The sequence below is a fragment of the Chromobacterium vaccinii genome (assembly GCF_000971335.1).
Lineage (GTDB): Bacteria > Pseudomonadota > Gammaproteobacteria > Burkholderiales > Chromobacteriaceae > Chromobacterium > Chromobacterium vaccinii.
In genome coordinates this window covers 64,949-79,310 of sequence record NZ_JZJL01000005.1, presented here as the reverse complement: position 1 = coordinate 79,310, position 14,362 = coordinate 64,949, and the positions used below count along the sequence as shown (strand labels likewise).

Annotated in this window: 11 protein-coding genes; 4 read left to right on the top strand and 7 right to left on the bottom strand. The window is 64.7% G+C overall.

The window, feature by feature from the left end:
• Positions 1-28: 28 nt before the first annotated feature.
• The 3 genes from VL52_RS03970 to VL52_RS03960 form a co-directional block, all read right to left on the bottom strand.
• Positions 29-3,487: an alpha/beta fold hydrolase gene (locus tag VL52_RS03970; protein ID WP_046155814.1), complete on the bottom strand. Its 3,459-nt coding sequence runs from the start codon at positions 3,485-3,487 to the stop codon at positions 29-31.
• Between the two features lie 272 nt (positions 3,488-3,759).
• Positions 3,760-5,325, bottom strand: a complete 1,566-nt coding sequence (locus tag VL52_RS03965) for an alkaline phosphatase D family protein (protein ID WP_052729106.1) — start codon at positions 5,323-5,325, stop codon at positions 3,760-3,762.
• A gap of 139 nt (positions 5,326-5,464) precedes the next feature.
• Complete coding sequence (locus VL52_RS03960) at positions 5,465-7,066, bottom strand: NAD(P)/FAD-dependent oxidoreductase (protein WP_046155813.1); 1,602 nt, start codon at positions 7,064-7,066, stop codon at positions 5,465-5,467.
• A 367-nt stretch (positions 7,067-7,433) separates the two neighbouring features.
• On the opposite strand from VL52_RS03960, the gene VL52_RS03955 reads away from it, so the two are divergent.
• The 4 genes from VL52_RS03955 (at position 7,434) to VL52_RS03940 (ending at position 11,801) form a co-directional block, all read left to right on the top strand.
• Positions 7,434-7,754 (top strand): hypothetical protein, encoded by a 321-nt coding sequence (locus VL52_RS03955; protein WP_021477840.1) that lies wholly within the window; start codon positions 7,434-7,436, stop codon positions 7,752-7,754.
• A 93-nt stretch (positions 7,755-7,847) separates the two neighbouring features.
• On the top strand, positions 7,848-9,056 hold the full coding sequence (locus VL52_RS03950; RefSeq protein WP_052717309.1) for an EAL domain-containing response regulator: 1,209 nt from the start codon (positions 7,848-7,850) through the stop codon (positions 9,054-9,056).
• Between the two features lie 26 nt (positions 9,057-9,082).
• Entirely contained in the window at positions 9,083-9,592 is a 510-nt protein-coding gene (locus VL52_RS03945) for a putative pterin-binding protein (RefSeq protein ID WP_046155811.1), read from the top strand.
• A gap of 4 nt (positions 9,593-9,596) precedes the next feature.
• On the top strand, positions 9,597-11,801 hold the full coding sequence (locus tag VL52_RS03940) for an ATP-binding protein (protein ID WP_046155810.1): 2,205 nt from the start codon (positions 9,597-9,599) through the stop codon (positions 11,799-11,801).
• Between the two features lie 62 nt (positions 11,802-11,863).
• Here the strand turns inward: VL52_RS03940 and VL52_RS03935 are convergent, their stop codons facing one another.
• The 4 genes from VL52_RS03935 to lpxB are packed head-to-tail and all read right to left on the bottom strand — an operon-like array spanning position 11,864 to position 14,361.
• A complete protein-coding gene (locus VL52_RS03935; RefSeq protein ID WP_021477844.1) occupies positions 11,864-12,079 on the bottom strand; it encodes a hypothetical protein in 216 nt (71 codons plus the stop codon).
• 26 nt (positions 12,080-12,105) lie between these two features.
• Positions 12,106-12,609, bottom strand: a complete 504-nt coding sequence (locus VL52_RS03930; protein ID WP_046155809.1) for a DNA-deoxyinosine glycosylase — start codon at positions 12,607-12,609, stop codon at positions 12,106-12,108.
• Between the two features lies 1 nt (position 12,610).
• Entirely contained in the window at positions 12,611-13,198 is a 588-nt protein-coding gene (gene rnhB / locus VL52_RS03925; RefSeq protein ID WP_200895951.1) for a ribonuclease HII, read from the bottom strand.
• A complete protein-coding gene (lpxB, locus tag VL52_RS03920; protein WP_046155808.1) occupies positions 13,189-14,361 on the bottom strand; it encodes a lipid-A-disaccharide synthase in 1,173 nt (390 codons plus the stop codon). Before lpxB ends, rnhB begins: the two co-directional genes overlap by 10 nt.
• Position 14,362 lies beyond the last annotated feature (1 nt).

Genomic DNA, 14,362 nt, shown 5'->3' with positions numbered 1-14,362 from the left:
ACCGGACAGCGGCCCCGGCGGTTTCGCCTCAGCCGCCTGCTGTCTTGTCCAGATGGGCGACGATGGCCGGGTAGACGTCGGCCGCCGCGTTCTTGCCGAACATGCAGTCAATGTGGCCGTAGCCCGGCACCACCAGCCGGCTGTAACGCTCCGGCCCGAAACGCTGCACCAGCTTGTCATACGTGCGCTCGGTGCTCTCCGGCAGGTAGCACTCGTTCCGCTCGCCGCTGATGAACAGGATGGGCAGCTGCAGCCGCTCGAAGTGCGGCATGTAGATGTCGTCGCCGTCGAAGGACACCAGCCGCCCCTCGCGGCACATCCGCGCCAGATGCTCCATGGTGCGCATGTTCGCCACCCCGAACAGCTCGTGCAGATTGTCGTGCAGCGTCTCGTTGAGGGTTTCGTGACGGTACAGCGGCGCGTACATGAAGGTGATGCGATGGCAGACCGGGTTGTTGCAATAGCCCTGCGCCTCCGCCAGCGCATAGCCCTTCAGCGCGGTGTCGTACAGTTTCTCGAACCAGTTGGAATCGGACGCGGTATAGGCGGTCAGCGATTGCACGCCCAACTTGTCCAGCACCGTCGGCAGATGCAGGCCGGTCTTCACCTGGGTGGCGGCCGGCACCACGATGTCGGCGGCGATCTGCGAGCACACCACCGACCTCACCCCCTCCAGCCCGGCCAGCATGGACATGAAGAAGGTGGTGGCGCCGTAGCAGTGCACCACGCACTGCACGTCGGCCGCGCCGGTGGCTTCGCGTATCCGCCGGATCGCAGCCGGATAGTCGTAGCGCGCCACCTGGTCGCCGTCCCACTGCTGCTGGCTGGCTTCCAGCAGAATGCTGACGCGGAAGTCCAGCAGCCACACGTCGTAGCCGTGCTGGTACAGGTACTCCAGCAGATTGGTGGAGATGGTGTCGGTGGAGAAGATGTTCGACCCCACGCCCAGGCCGTGCACCAGCATCACCGGTCCCTTGCCGCCGCCGTTGTAGCGCGTGAGCCGCAGATTGACGCCGTCGTCGGTCGGGAAGAACGCCACCTCGGGCGCGCCGGCGTTGAGCGGGCGCTTCTTGCGCGGCGGCGCGTCCGGATTGAAGTAGACATTGGGGGCCAGCACGCCGCCGTAGCTCTCCCACAGCACGCCGGCGAAATACTCGCCGAAGCGCGCCAGCTGTTTCAGCCGCTCCGCCTCGCTGGAGACGTTGAGCACCTTCATCGTGGTCATCTGCCGCGCGAAGTCGGCCGGCTCGATATGCAGCACCCCGCTGCCGACCACCTCGCCGCCATCATCCACGCCCTGGTACACCGTCACGTACAAGGTGCTGGTATCGGCCCAGATCTTGAGCGGCCCGTGATCGCTGGGCACCGATTTGAACGCGCTGAAGAAGTACTCGGACCCATCCTCGGCGCTCAAGCGCATCTTGTAATTCATGTGGCGCTCGCCCACCTGCTGCGGATATTCCTCGAACAGGTTGAACACGCCATGGCTGACTGTCAGCGGCAGCGCCGACAAGGTCGGCGCGTTCAACGTGCCGACGATGGTGGCGGGATGACTGGGGTCGGAAATCAACCGGTCCAGATCGTCGGACGCCACGGTGACGGTAAAGCCCATGGTCGAACCGGCGTCCTGACCGGCCTGGGCCGCCGCCTCGTACCCCGCCAGATCGGTTCCCGCCGGCTGGCGGTGGGCTGTGGAGAAAAAGCCCTTCATCGTCTCGGTGAATTCGATGCCGGGCTTGTCCGACTGCGGCTGCGGCGCGCGGCGCGGCGCCGACGGCAGCGTGTAGTCGATCTTCCAGCCGCGGTCCGCCGCCAGCAGCGCCATCGCCCGCTCGCTGACCGCCGAGATGGTGAACAGCGGATTCACCGCCAGCGAGGTCGGAATCACCGAGCCGTCGGTCACGTACAGGCCGGGATAGACATCGCGCCCGCTCGTCCCGCAGAACGCCTGGCCCTTGTGATTGACCACGCCCTGGCCCGCGTCCTCCCCCATCACGCAGCCGCCCAGCGGGTGCACGGTGATCAGGCTGTGCTTGAACAGATCGGTCCAGATCGGGTTGCGCACATAAATGCCGCCCAGCGCCCGGGTGGCCTCCTGCAGCCTGTCGTTGCCGATCTTGAAGTTGGGTTGCTCGCCCACGTTCGGCCAATCCAGCCGCAGTTGGTCGTGATCGTCCAGCGCCATCCGGCCGGCGCCGTCGTCGTGGCTCATGATCAGATAAGTCTGCAAACGGTTCATCGCGCCGTGGTAAGGCCCGCGCAACGCGCTCTCCACCTCGCGCGCCGCGTATTTGATCTTGGCCAGCGCGCCGGTTTCCGAAGGCTGGCCCAGCTCGGCCGACGCCGCGGCCATCGCCGGCACCATCAGCCCGCCGATGGCGCCGGGAATGGAGCCCTCCTCTATCACCATGCGCCGACGCCAGCCGCTCTCGTCGCGCATGTCGATGATGGAGGTGATACAGGGGCCGACCGGACCGACCTCCTTGGCTGAGTGCGTGCCGAAGCCGATGCCGTTGATCTTGTCGCCGTTGTTGTAGCCGAAGCCGAGGATGTCGCCGTTGCCGCTCATGTGCTGGCCCAACTGGTCGGACAGCGGCAGGCCTTCGGCGCGGGAGCGCAGCAGAATCTCGGTGGAACCCAGCGTGCCTGCGGACAGGACCACGATGTCCGCCTTGACGAACAGCGTCGGCGCGTCGAATTTCTCCCGCCCGGTGCCCACGTACTGAAAATGGACGATCCAACCGTCGCCATCCCTCTCCAGATAGCGCACCGACGCCTGGCAGAATATCTCCGCGCCGTGGTTGCTGGCGTCCGGCAGATAATTCATCAGCGTGGTGTTCTTGGCATGGTTGTTGCAGCCGGACACGCAGTCGCCGCAGTAATTACAGGGCTTCTGCTCTACGCCGACGTGGTTGAGATCGTTTGGCAGCTTGTCGAAAGTCACGTTGATCGGCGGACGGTAGAAAGTATGCTTGGCCTGTATCCGCTCGCCGGATTTCTGGTTGGCCTGCAGCTTGGGCAAGGCCGGCGCGGCATCCGGATAGGGCGTGGGCTTCAGCATCTGTTGCGCCCGCGCGTACCCCTCTTTCAACAGCGTGTCCACATGATCGCGCACGCCCTCCGGCCAGCGCGGGTCCTCGAACACCTGCGGCTCCGGCTGCAGCGACACATTGGCGTTGATCAGCGAAGTCCCGCCCAGGCCGCAGCCGACGATCACGTTCTGCTGCGCGTTGACGTGCAAATCGTAAAGGCCGGTGCGGGAGCCGAGGTGGCCATCCGGGTGGTGGACCTGGAATTCCTCGGTCGCTTCCGCCAGCGTGTCGGGGTACTCGCCGGGAATGATCTCCCGACCCCGCTCCAGCAGGCAGACCGAACGGCCGGCCCGCGCCATCCGCGACGCGGCGATGCCCCCGCCGTAGCCGGAGCCGATCACCACAACCTCGTAACGTTCCTTGATTTCACTGATGGGGGACGCGATTCGCACCATTGACTTTCTCCCAGGCAGGATCGAACAGTCAGGCCACGAATACCATTGCAGAAGGCGCGGCGCATGGCGTCATGCGCGGGCGCGAGGGCCGGCCGGCGCGCAGCCGGCGGCGTTGTCATTGTAAAAGCATGATTTTATCTAGATCAGAACAATGCCCATGTCAATAACACTGTTAAGCTTCTGTTGCCAAAACCATATCGTGACGGAATGACCGCCGGCGCTAAGCCGCGCGGCCGCAACGGCTCCTCGGTCCAAGCGCAAGCTTGCCGCGATCAGGCGGGCGGCAATTCCTGCGTGAACAGGGTCTGCCCCGCCACATCCTTCAGCCTCACCGTCATCGCCCGGCTGCGGGCATCGATGTCCACCTGGCCGAAGAACTGCATCCCGGCCAGCGGCGAGGTGTTCTGCGCAGACGGGGCTTTCTGGTATACGACCTTGGGGCCGAAAGTCATGTCCAGCGCGTTTGGCCCGAAGGTGCCGGCGTTGAGCGGGCCGGACACGAACTCCCAGAACGGGTTGAAATCGGCGAAAGCCGCCCGCTCCGGATGGTAATGGTGGGCGGCGGTGTAATGGACGTCTGCGGTGAACCAGACCACGTTGCGGATGTCCTGGCGCTTGATCTCGCCCAGCAGCCAGGCCAGCTCCAGCTCCCGCCCGCGCGGCTGCCCGTGATCGCCATTGGCCATCGCCTCCCAGCGCGGACTGCCGTCAGCATTCTTGCCGTCGCCCACCTGCAGCGCCAGCGGCATGTCCGCCATCACCGCCTTCCATACGGCGCGGGACGACTTCAATCCCTCCAGCAGCCAGTGCAGTTGCTCGCGGCCCATGAAGCCGCCGCCCGGTTCGCCCTCGGCCTGCAAATTGGCGCCGTTGGCGTCGCGGTAGCTGCGCATGTCCAGCACGAACACGTCCAGCAGCGGCCCCTGCGGCAGGCGGCGGTACACCCGCTCGCTTTCGCGATCGCCGTAATGGCGCAGCGGCGCGTACTCCATGAAGGCGCGCGTCGCGCGGGCCTGCAGCACGCCTATGCTCTTTTCGCGGTAGCGGGCGTCGTCGGCCAGGTTCTTGCTGTCAGACCAGTTGTTGACCACCTCGTGGTCGTCCCATTGCCAGATCTGCGGCACTTCGGCGGCGAAGCGACGCACATTGTCGTCCAGCAGGTTATAGCGATAGCGGCCGCGATATTCGTCCAGCGTCTCCGCCACCTTGCTCACCTCGGGCGTCACCAGGTTGCGCCATATTTCCCCCTCTTCCACCGTCATTTCGGCGGCCATCGGACCGTCGGCGTAGATGGTATCGCCGCAGTGGACGAAAAAGTCCGGCTGCTGCCGGCGCATGGTTTCATAAATACGCATGCCGCCCCAATCCGGATTGATGCCGAAGCCCTGGCCGGCGGTGTCGCCGGACCAGACGAAGCGCAAGTCGCGCGGCTGCCGCGATGCCGTGCGGAAACAGCCCAGCAGCGGCTCGGATAGCGCGCGCGGGGAGGCGGCATCCTCGTAACGCACGCGGACGAACAGCTGCTCGCCGGCCGGCAAGCCGCTCAGATCGATGCGGGTGGTGAAATCGGTGGCCTCGGTGGCCCATGGCCCGCGCAGCTTGCGGGGATCGGCGAAACGCTCGCTGACATCCCACTCCACCTGCATGCGCGCCGTGCGGTCGGCGCGCGCCCAGACTATCGCCCGGTCCGCGCCCACATCGCCGATCTGGATGCCTGAAGCCGCCTGCGGACGCAACCGATCCGGCACGATCAGCGCCGGCGCGGCCTGCGCGGCGGCGCCCAGCAGCCAGCCGCCGCTGCCGGCCAGCGTGGTCTTGAGGAAATGCCGTCTATCCATACTGTTCTCCCGAGCGAAACCGGCATCCTGCCAAGGCCGGATGCCAAGCGTTTGACGCCTGGATGAACATTATGTGGATGGACAAATAAAAACCGCCGCGGCTGACGAGCCGCGGCGGCCGATGCCAAAGACAAATGCCTTACTGGCCCAGCATGGCCTTAGCCACCGCCTCCGCCACCTTGATGCCGTCCACGCCCGCCGACAGAATGCCGCCGGCGTAGCCCGCGCCCTCGCCCGCAGGGAACAGGCCCTTGATGTTCAGGCTCTGGCCATCGTCGCCGCGGGTGATGCGCAGCGGCGAACTGGTGCGGGTTTCCAGGCCGGTCAGCACCGCGTCGTGCAGATCGTAGCCGCGGATCTGGCGGGCGAAATGCGGAATCGCCTCGCGCATCGCCTCCACGCAGAAGTCTGGCAGAATGCGCGCGAGATCGGTCATGGTCACGCCCGGCTTATACGACGGCTCCACCTCGCCCAGCTGGGTGGATGCCTTGCCGGCCATGAAATCGCCCAGCAATTGAGCCGGCGCGAAGTAATCGCCGCCGCCCAATTCATATGCCTTGCTTTCCAGCTCGCGCTGGAAGTCCAGGCCGGCCAGCGGGCCGCCCGGGTAGTCGACCTCGGGCGAAATGCTGACCACGAAGCCGGAATTGGCGTTGCGCTCGTTGCGCGAATACTGGCTCATGCCATTGGTGACCACGCGCTTCTCTTCCGAAGTGGCCGCCACCACGGTGCCCCCCGGGCACATGCAGAAGCTGTACACCGCGCGGCCGTTGCTCGCATGGTGCACCAGCTTGTAGTCCGCCGCGCCCAGCAGCGGATGGCCGGCGTACTTGCCCCAGCGCGCCTGATCGATCAGCGATTGCGGATGTTCGATGCGGACACCTACCGAAAACGGCTTGGCTTCCATGTAGACGCCGCGCTTTTCCAGCATCTGGAAAGTGTCGCGCGCGCTGTGGCCCAGCGCCAGCACCACATGGTCGCTCAGCACCTCGCCGCCGTCGGCCAGCTTGACGCCGCGCACGCGGTCGCCGTCCAGGATCAGGTCGTCCACGCGCTGCTCGAAGCGGATTTCGCCGCCCAGTTCGATAATCTCGGCGCGCATGTTCTCCACCATGGAAACCAGGCGGAAAGTGCCGATGTGCGGACGGGCCAGGTAGAGGATTTCCTCCGGCGCGCCGGCCTTGACGAACTCGGTCAGCACTTTGCGGCCCAGATGGCGCGGGTCCTTGATCTGGCTGTACAGCTTGCCGTCGGAGAAGGTGCCGGCGCCGCCTTCGCCATACTGCACATTGGACTCGGTATTGAGTTCGCTCTTGCGCCACAGGCCCCAGGTGTCCTTGGTGCGCTGGCGCACTTCCTTGCCGCGCTCCAGCACGATGGGCTTGAAACCCATCTGGGCCAGGATCAGCGCCGCGAAAATGCCGCAGGGGCCAAAGCCCACCACCACCGGACGCTGCTTCAGCTGGGCCGGCGCCTGGCCGACATAGTAATAATTGGTGTCCGGGGTGGGCATCACTCGGCGGTCGCCCTTGAAACGGGCGAACAGCTTGTCCTCATTGGCCACATCCACGTCGATGATGTAGACCAGGCTCATCACGCCCTTGCGGGCGTCGTAACTGCGTTTGAACACGGTGAAGCCGCGAACGTCGTCCGCCGGCGCTTTCAAAAAGCCGGCGACGGCGTCGGCCAGCTCCTCAGGAGTATGGTCCAGCGGCAGCTTGAGTTCGGAAATGCGCAACATAAAAATCCAGTAACAGGTTGGTGTCTATTCAACGAGGCGCCATTGTAGCGGCAAACCACGCGGCCAGGCACGACAATGGTCAAGCCGCTGATTGCAATCCCCCCTCGCGTTGGCTATAGCGTACTGTGGCATTCGCCACCGGCATGGCCATGCTCGCCACGCCCGCCGTCCTCCACCATCAGGCTGACGGGACCTTCTGCCGCGCCGTTCCAGACAGCGCGAGCAGGGCTTTAAAGCTGCAAGTTATCGGGACTGCTCCTGTTTTCGACTCTTCCGCCACGATGACAACAAGGCGATATCGCCATGCGCGCGGCCTTTGCCAGGAAGATCGAGACGAGCGGGAAGCATTGCACCAAGGAGAACCCTCATGAATCTGGACATACTCACCCAGCCGGCTGTGCGGCTGGCGATAGAGGCGTTGCAACACGGCGACCACGCCAACTGGATGGCGCAGTTCAATACCGATGCGACACTGACTGATGATGGACTGCCAGCCAATTTCCACAAATTCAGCGAACACGCGATGGGACACGAGCACTTCACCAGCATAGATCGGGTGGAAAACCAGGGGCTGGACGTGTACGGCGGCTTTCACAGCGACCGTTGGGGCAATTTCAACACCTACTTCAAATTCCATCTGGACGCAAACGGCAAGATCCGCCAGCTGGACATCGGCCAGGATAGTTGACTCCCCGCCGGGCGGCCCCTTACCCGCCCGGAAACCCATCACTATAATTGCAGCATCCACACCGTATGGCGGTCTGGCGCCATGGGAGAGGCGATGCACCAGATACTGGTCATAGACGACGATGCCGTATCGCAGCGATTTCTAGTGATGGTGTTGCAACGCCTCGGCTACGAAAATGTGGTGGTGGCCAGCGACGGCCTGGACGCGCTGATCCAGCTGGACGCCGGCGATAGGCGTTTCGACGTGATCTTCTGCGACCTCGACATGCCGCGCATGGACGGCATCGAGTTCGTCCGCCATCTGGGCGAGCGAGGTTTTCAAGGCATGCTGCTGATCTCCAGCGGCTTCGACGAGAGAGTGATCGAGTCGGTGGCCGAGCTGGCCCGCATGTACGATCTATGGCTGGCTGGCGTGCTGCCCAAGCCCATCAACCACCAGACGCTGCAGCGCCTGATCAATCAGCCGCCCCCCGCCAGCCGCCACACTCCAGGCGTCGTGTCCCCGCCCACGGAGGAAGAGTTGCGCGCCGCCATCGGCAAGGGCGAGCTCCGCCCTTTCCTGCAGCCCCAGGTTTCAATGAAAGACGGCCAGATACGCTCGGCGGAAGTCCTGGCCCGATGGCAGCATCCCCGGCTCGGACTGATAGGCCCCCAGCAGTTCATCCAGCTGGCGGAAAACTCCAGCCTGATCACCGAACTGACCCTACAGATGCTGCGGCAGGCGGCCGTCATCATGGACAGGCTGCCCAGCGAGACGCCGCTGGCGATGTCGCTGAACCTGTCGGTGGAGTCGCTGAACGAAATCGCGCTGGTAACCCGCTTCGAACGCATACTCGTCGATTGCGGCTTCCCCTTCAGCCGCCTGATCGTGGAAGTGACGGAAACCGGCCTGATGGCCAACCCGACGCGCGCGCTGGAATTGCTCACTCGCCTGCGGCTGAAAGGCGCGCGGCTATCCATAGACGATTTCGGCACCGGCTTCGCCAGCATGGATCGCCTATCGCGCATTCCCTTCACCGAGCTGAAGATAGACAAGGGCTTCGTCATCGACGCCGCGCTCAACCCGACCAACTTCTCCATCGTCCGCGCCAGCGCCGAGCTTGGACGCCAGCTAGGCCTGGACGTGGTGGCCGAAGGCGTGGCGACAGAGTCGGAATGGCAGCTTTGCCGGCAACTGGGCGTGGAGATCGCCCAAGGGTCCTTCATCTCGCCGCCGGTGGACGCGGAAAGCTTTCGCGGCTGGCTGCTGAAACACCGCGGTGTTTTTCTTCATGCCGCGCCCAACCTTTCCGACACCGTTTGAAGCCGGAATATATTAGGAGCCTAGCCATGTACGCCCTCGGCCGCGCCGTTCTGATCCTGCTGTTCCTGGCCATCCCGCCATGCCAGGCCGAAAGCCCCCCGTTGCCCCCCCCCGCCGGCAAGGTGGTGTTGACCATCAGCGGCCAGATCAGCAACAAGAATCACGACAACGACGCGGTGTTCGACATGAACATGCTCGCGGCGCTGCCGCAGCACACCATCTCCACCCGCACGCCATGGCTGCCTGGCGTCAGCCGCTTCACCGGGCCGTATCTGCAGGACGTGCTCAACCTGGTCGGCGCGAAGGGCCGCACGCTGAAAGCCATCGCTCTGAATGACTACAAGACCGACATCCCGCTGGACGACGCCGCGCGCTACCAGGTGGTGCTGGCCCGTTTGCTAAACGGCAAGCCAATGCCGGTGCGGGACAAGGGGCCGCTGTTCATCGTCTACCCCTACGACAGCCAGCCCGCGCTGCGCTCGGAAATCTATTACAACCGTTCCGCCTGGCAATTGAAGTCATTGCAGGTGGAGTGAGGCCATGACCCAGGGCAAAGAGCACTCCACTTCCTGGCTGATGCTGGCGGCCATCGGCGCCGCCCTGCTATGCGTGTTCGCCGGGGCAGCCTATGTCCAGCATCGACAATCCCAGACTCTCACCAGCGCGGTGCTCTACCAGGACGACAACATCATCTGGGCCTATTTTCAGCTGGAGGCGGAAAACTTTCATCTCCGGGCCGCGCTGCATGAAGCGCAACACGATCAGATCACGTCCGACCAGCTGCAACAGCGCTACGACATCTTCGTCAGCCGCATCGGCATCATACGCGGCGGCCAATACCGCCGGCTGCTGCAGGATCAGCCGCAATACCTGCTGATGCAAAGCCGGCTGGACGCCTTCGTCCGCCAGGGCGACGCCTACTTCAGCGTCGTGCCCGCGGCGAACGACCATGCCCGCCTGGCGCGGCTGGAACAGTTGTCCGCCTCGCTGTCCGACGGCCTGCACGACCTGTCGCTGCAGGCCAACCAGGTTGTCGCGCTGCAGGTGGACAATCGAAACCGCACCATGCAGCAGTACATCACAGTCAGCAATTGGCTGATGGGCTTTGAATGGGTGTTGATTTTCGGCTTCGGCTTCACAGTGATCCGGCAACTGCGGCAGCTGGAAAAACGCCGCCGGACGCTGGAAACGCTAACCGACCGCCTGGAGGAGGCCCGCAGCCAGGCCGAGGCCGGCAGCCTGGCCAAAAGCGCCTTTCTCGCCAATATGAGCCACGAAATACGCACCCCGCTCAACGGCGTGCTGGGCATGCTGGCGCTGCTGGCCGACACCCACCCCAGCGTCAACCAGGCCAACTACATCCGCATGGCCGAGGAATCGGCTCGCCACCTGCTGCTGCTGCTAAACGATGTGCTGGACGCCAGCAAGCTGGAGTCGGGCAAGCTGGAGCTGGCGCCGGTCACCTGCAACCTGGCCTACCTGCTGCGCCAGGTTGCCAACCTGATGAACGCTCAGGCGCAGGCCAAGGGCCTGATGCTGAATCTGGACATGGCGTCGGAAATTCCAGAATGGGTGGAACTGGACCCGACCCGCCTGCGGCAGATACTGCTCAATCTGCTGAGCAACGCCGTCAAGTTCACCGAGCGCGGCGGCGTCACCGTTCACGCTTCGGCGCCGCAGGGAGAGCAGCCGGGCACGGCCCAGTTGCTGCTGGTGGTGACCGACACCGGCATCGGCATGGACCAGGCCACCCAGGCGAAACTGTTCAAGCGCTTCTCCCAGGGCGACGGCTCCACCGCCCGCCAGTACGGAGGAAGCGGCCTGGGCTTGGAGATTTCGCAAAACCTGGCCCGGCTGATGGGCGGCGAAATCTCGGTCAGCAGCGTTCCCGCTCAGGGCAGCTGCTTTCAACTGACGCTGCCGCTGAGAGTGATCGCCGCGCCGGACATCCCTCCCGAAGCCATCGAGTCCTTCTCCAGCCACGACACGCTGAGCAGACCGCTGAGAATCCTGGTGGTGGACGACAACGCGGTCAACCGCAAGTATCTGCAAGCGCTGCTGGAAAGACTGAACCAGCAACCGACGCTGGCGTCGGATGGCCCCGAGGCGCTGCGGCTGGCCGCCGCCCACCCCTTCGACTTGGTGCTGATGGACCTTCACATGCCTGGCATGGACGGCGTGAAAACCGCGCGCGGACTGCGCGAGGAAGCGCTAACCCCCAGGATGCCTATCATCGCGCTGACCGCGGACGCCTTCCCGGAAACCCGCCAGCAAATGCTGGAACAAGGACTGGACGATTTCCTGACCAAGCCGCTGAGCCGCGACCAGCTGCTGGCGGTGCTGCAGAAACAGTTTCCGCCAGCGCCCAGCGCCGCGCCGCAAGCAAGGGAAGAACCCGTCCTCGACGCGCGCACCATCACGGATTTCGTCGACCTGCTGTCCGATCAGCAATACCGGCAGCTGGTGGAACAATACTTCGCCAGCCACCAGGAATCGGTCCGGCAATTGCGGCTCAACCAGCGGCAACCGGATCGGGAAAACCTGTTTCATCTGGCACATGGCATGAAAGGAGGGGCAGTGACGTTGGGCTTCGCCAGCCTGGCCCAGCGCTGCCAGGAGCTGGAAAGCCAGTCGCTGCAATCCAATTGCGCGCCGGCGCCGCAGATCGCGCAGGTGATCGCCCAATTCCAGGCCACCCGGCAAGCATGCGTCGAGCAAGGACACCTGGACAGCCCTGCGGAGTAGGCTCGCCGCCAGCCGGCCCTGCCTGGCGCGGGTTCGCGGCATGAAGGCCGTTTGGGAAGCGATCAGGCCACCCGCACCAGCCGGCCGCCATCCTGCTCCGGTGTTTCAAAGCGCTTCCAGTCCACGATCATCACCTGGCTGAGACCACACTCCCCTGCCAGTTGCCCTTCGATTTCCTCCAGCACCTGATGACTGTGGATCACGCCATTGATGGCGACTTCCGCGCGACGCATCACGCTGTCGTCCGTGGTGACAAACCAGATGCAATAACGGTTCATCGGCAACCCTCCGGCTGGGTGCGAAATTACGCTGACAAATCTAAATATCGTCCCAACTGCCGCCAGACCGCAAGTTTTGCCTCGTAGGCCAGCGTATGCGCCGGGCTGGACGAGGGCAAACGCGCAACGGCGAGGTCCAGCCCGGCCAGCTGCGCTTCCGCCTTGGCGGCGGTCGCGCCGTTGAAGGCGACCGCGCGCAAAGAGGGCAGGCTGGCGGCGAAATCGCTCAAATCGTTATGCTGGATTTCCCTCAGGTCGGCATCCAGGCTGCCTTTGCGGCTGGCCTGGGCCACCACGTCCCACAGGCCCACGCCGGACTCGCGCAAGGCCATCAGGCGTTCTTCGTAGGGCAGGGAAACCAGATCCCGCTCCAGCACTTCGCCCAGCAGGCGCCAAAACTGGTTTCGAGGGTGGGCGTAATACTCGCCAGCTGCCAGCGAGGCGTCGCCGGGCAAAGATCCCAGGATCAACAACCGGGTGCCTGCGTCCGCCACCGGCGGAAAACAACGCTTGCCGCCCTGCTCCGCCATGCTAGAACAAGGCGCCCTGATGGCTGGCCAGCCAGGCCCTGACCGGGCCGAAGGTCTTCCGGTGCGCCGGCAGGACGCCGTGGGCCTCGATGGCGGCCAGATGCTCGGCGGTGGGATAGCCCTTGTGGCGGGCGAAACCGTATTGCGGATGCAAAGCGTCCAGCGCCACCAGCTCGGCGTCGCGCGCGGTCTTGGCCAGGATGGACGCAGCGGAGATGGCCGCCACCTTGGCGTCGCCCTTGACGATGGCCTCGCCCGGCACCGGCAGATGTTTGGGCACGCGGTTGCCGTCTATCTGCGCCAGGTCCGGACGCACCGGCAGCCCCTCCACCGCGCGCGTCATGGCCAGCATGGTGGCGTGCAGGATGTTGAGCTTGTCGATCTCTTCGACGCTGGCGCTGGCGATGCACCAGGCCAGCGCGTCGCGCTTGATCAACTCCGCCAGCGCGTCGCGCTTCGCTTCGCTCAACACCTTGGAATCGGCCAGACCCACGATCGGCTTGGCCGGGTCGAGAATGACCGCCGCGGTGAAGACCGCGCCGGCCAGCGGCCCGCGGCCGGCTTCGTCGACGCCGCAGATCAGTGGCATCGCGCCACCTCCAGCACCGCGCGCGCTGCGCGGGTGGCGGTATCCTGCTTCAACGCCAGATGCAGCTCGGTGAACGCCTTTTCCATTTCAATTCGGGCCGCAGAATCGGTGTATAGCCGCTGCATCTCTTCAGCCAGCTTTTGCGGCGTGGCTTGCTTCTGCAACAGCTCCGGCACCACGAATCGGCCGCACAGTATATTGGGCAAACCGACGTACGGCAGCCTGATCTTGCGCTTGACCAGCCGGTAGGTGAAGGCGGACAGCTTGTAGCTGATCACCATCGGCCGCTTGGTCAACGCCACCTCCAGCGTCGCCGTGCCGCTGGTGACCAGCACCACGTCGCTGGCGATGGTCGCCATCTGCGCATGGCCGAACAGCCTGCGGATGGGCAGGTCGCGCGCCTTGAAGCGGTACAGCATCTGTTCGAACTGGTCCATGGTGGCGCGGGTGGCCAGCGGCACCAGGAACTGGGCATCCGGATACTCGCGCAACAGCAGACGCGCGGTATCCAGGTAGATGGGCGCCATGTATTCCAGCTCGCTCCGGCGGCTGCCCGGCATCAGCGTGAACACCGGCACGCCCTGCGGCAGTCCCAGTTGGTCGCGCATCGCCTCCTTGTCCGGCTCCAGCGGGATCTCGCTGGCCAACGGATGGCCGACATAGGTGACCGGCACGCCGGCCTGGCGGTACAGCGGCGGCTCCATCGGGAACAGGCACAGCACGTGGTTGACCGCGCGACCGATCTTCTGGATGCGCTCCGGCCGCCACGCCCATACCGACGGGCTGACATAGTGCACGGTGGGAATGCCGGCCTTCTTCAATCCGGCTTCCAGCCCCAGGTTGAAGTCCGGCGCGTCCACGCCGATGAACACGTCCGGCCTCTCCGCCAGCAACTGCTCGCGCAGCCGACGGCGAATCTTCAGCAGCTCGGGCAGGCTCTTCAGCACTTCGGAATAGCCGCGCACCGCCAGCTTCTCCTGCGGCACCATGCTGTGAAAGCCGCGGGCCTCCATGCGCGGGCCGCCGATGCCGGCGAATTCGATATCGCTGCGGTGCGCGCGCAGCGCGTCCATCAGGTGGGCGGCCAGCAGATCGCCGGAAGCCTCCCCGGCCACCATGGCAACCTTCAAGGCCCCCTTGCGCTTGAAAAGTTGATCGCTCATA

What these genes read in the sequence shown, in the direction of transcription:
- VL52_RS03950 (WP_052717309.1), top strand. Translation starts at nt 7,848, where the DNA reads ATGCACCAGATACTGGTCATAGACGACGATGCCGTATCGCAGCGATTT.
- VL52_RS03955 (WP_021477840.1), top strand. Translation starts at nt 7,434, where the DNA reads ATGAATCTGGACATACTCACCCAGCCGGCTGTGCGGCTGGCGATAGAG.
- VL52_RS03965 (WP_052729106.1), bottom strand. Translation starts at nt 5,325, where the DNA reads ATGGATAGACGGCATTTCCTCAAGACCACGCTGGCCGGCAGCGGCGGC.
- VL52_RS03930 (WP_046155809.1), bottom strand. Translation starts at nt 12,609, where the DNA reads ATGGCGGAGCAGGGCGGCAAGCGTTGTTTTCCGCCGGTGGCGGACGCA.
- lpxB (WP_046155808.1), bottom strand. Translation starts at nt 14,361, where the DNA reads ATGAGCGATCAACTTTTCAAGCGCAAGGGGGCCTTGAAGGTTGCCATG.
- VL52_RS03960 (WP_046155813.1), bottom strand. Translation starts at nt 7,066, where the DNA reads ATGTTGCGCATTTCCGAACTCAAGCTGCCGCTGGACCATACTCCTGAG.
- VL52_RS03935 (WP_021477844.1), bottom strand. Translation starts at nt 12,079, where the DNA reads ATGAACCGTTATTGCATCTGGTTTGTCACCACGGACGACAGCGTGATG.
- VL52_RS03970 (WP_046155814.1), bottom strand. Translation starts at nt 3,487, where the DNA reads ATGGTGCGAATCGCGTCCCCCATCAGTGAAATCAAGGAACGTTACGAG.
- VL52_RS03945 (WP_046155811.1), top strand. Translation starts at nt 9,083, where the DNA reads ATGTACGCCCTCGGCCGCGCCGTTCTGATCCTGCTGTTCCTGGCCATC.
- rnhB (WP_200895951.1), bottom strand. Translation starts at nt 13,198, where the DNA reads ATGCCACTGATCTGCGGCGTCGACGAAGCCGGCCGCGGGCCGCTGGCC.
- VL52_RS03940 (WP_046155810.1), top strand. Translation starts at nt 9,597, where the DNA reads ATGACCCAGGGCAAAGAGCACTCCACTTCCTGGCTGATGCTGGCGGCC.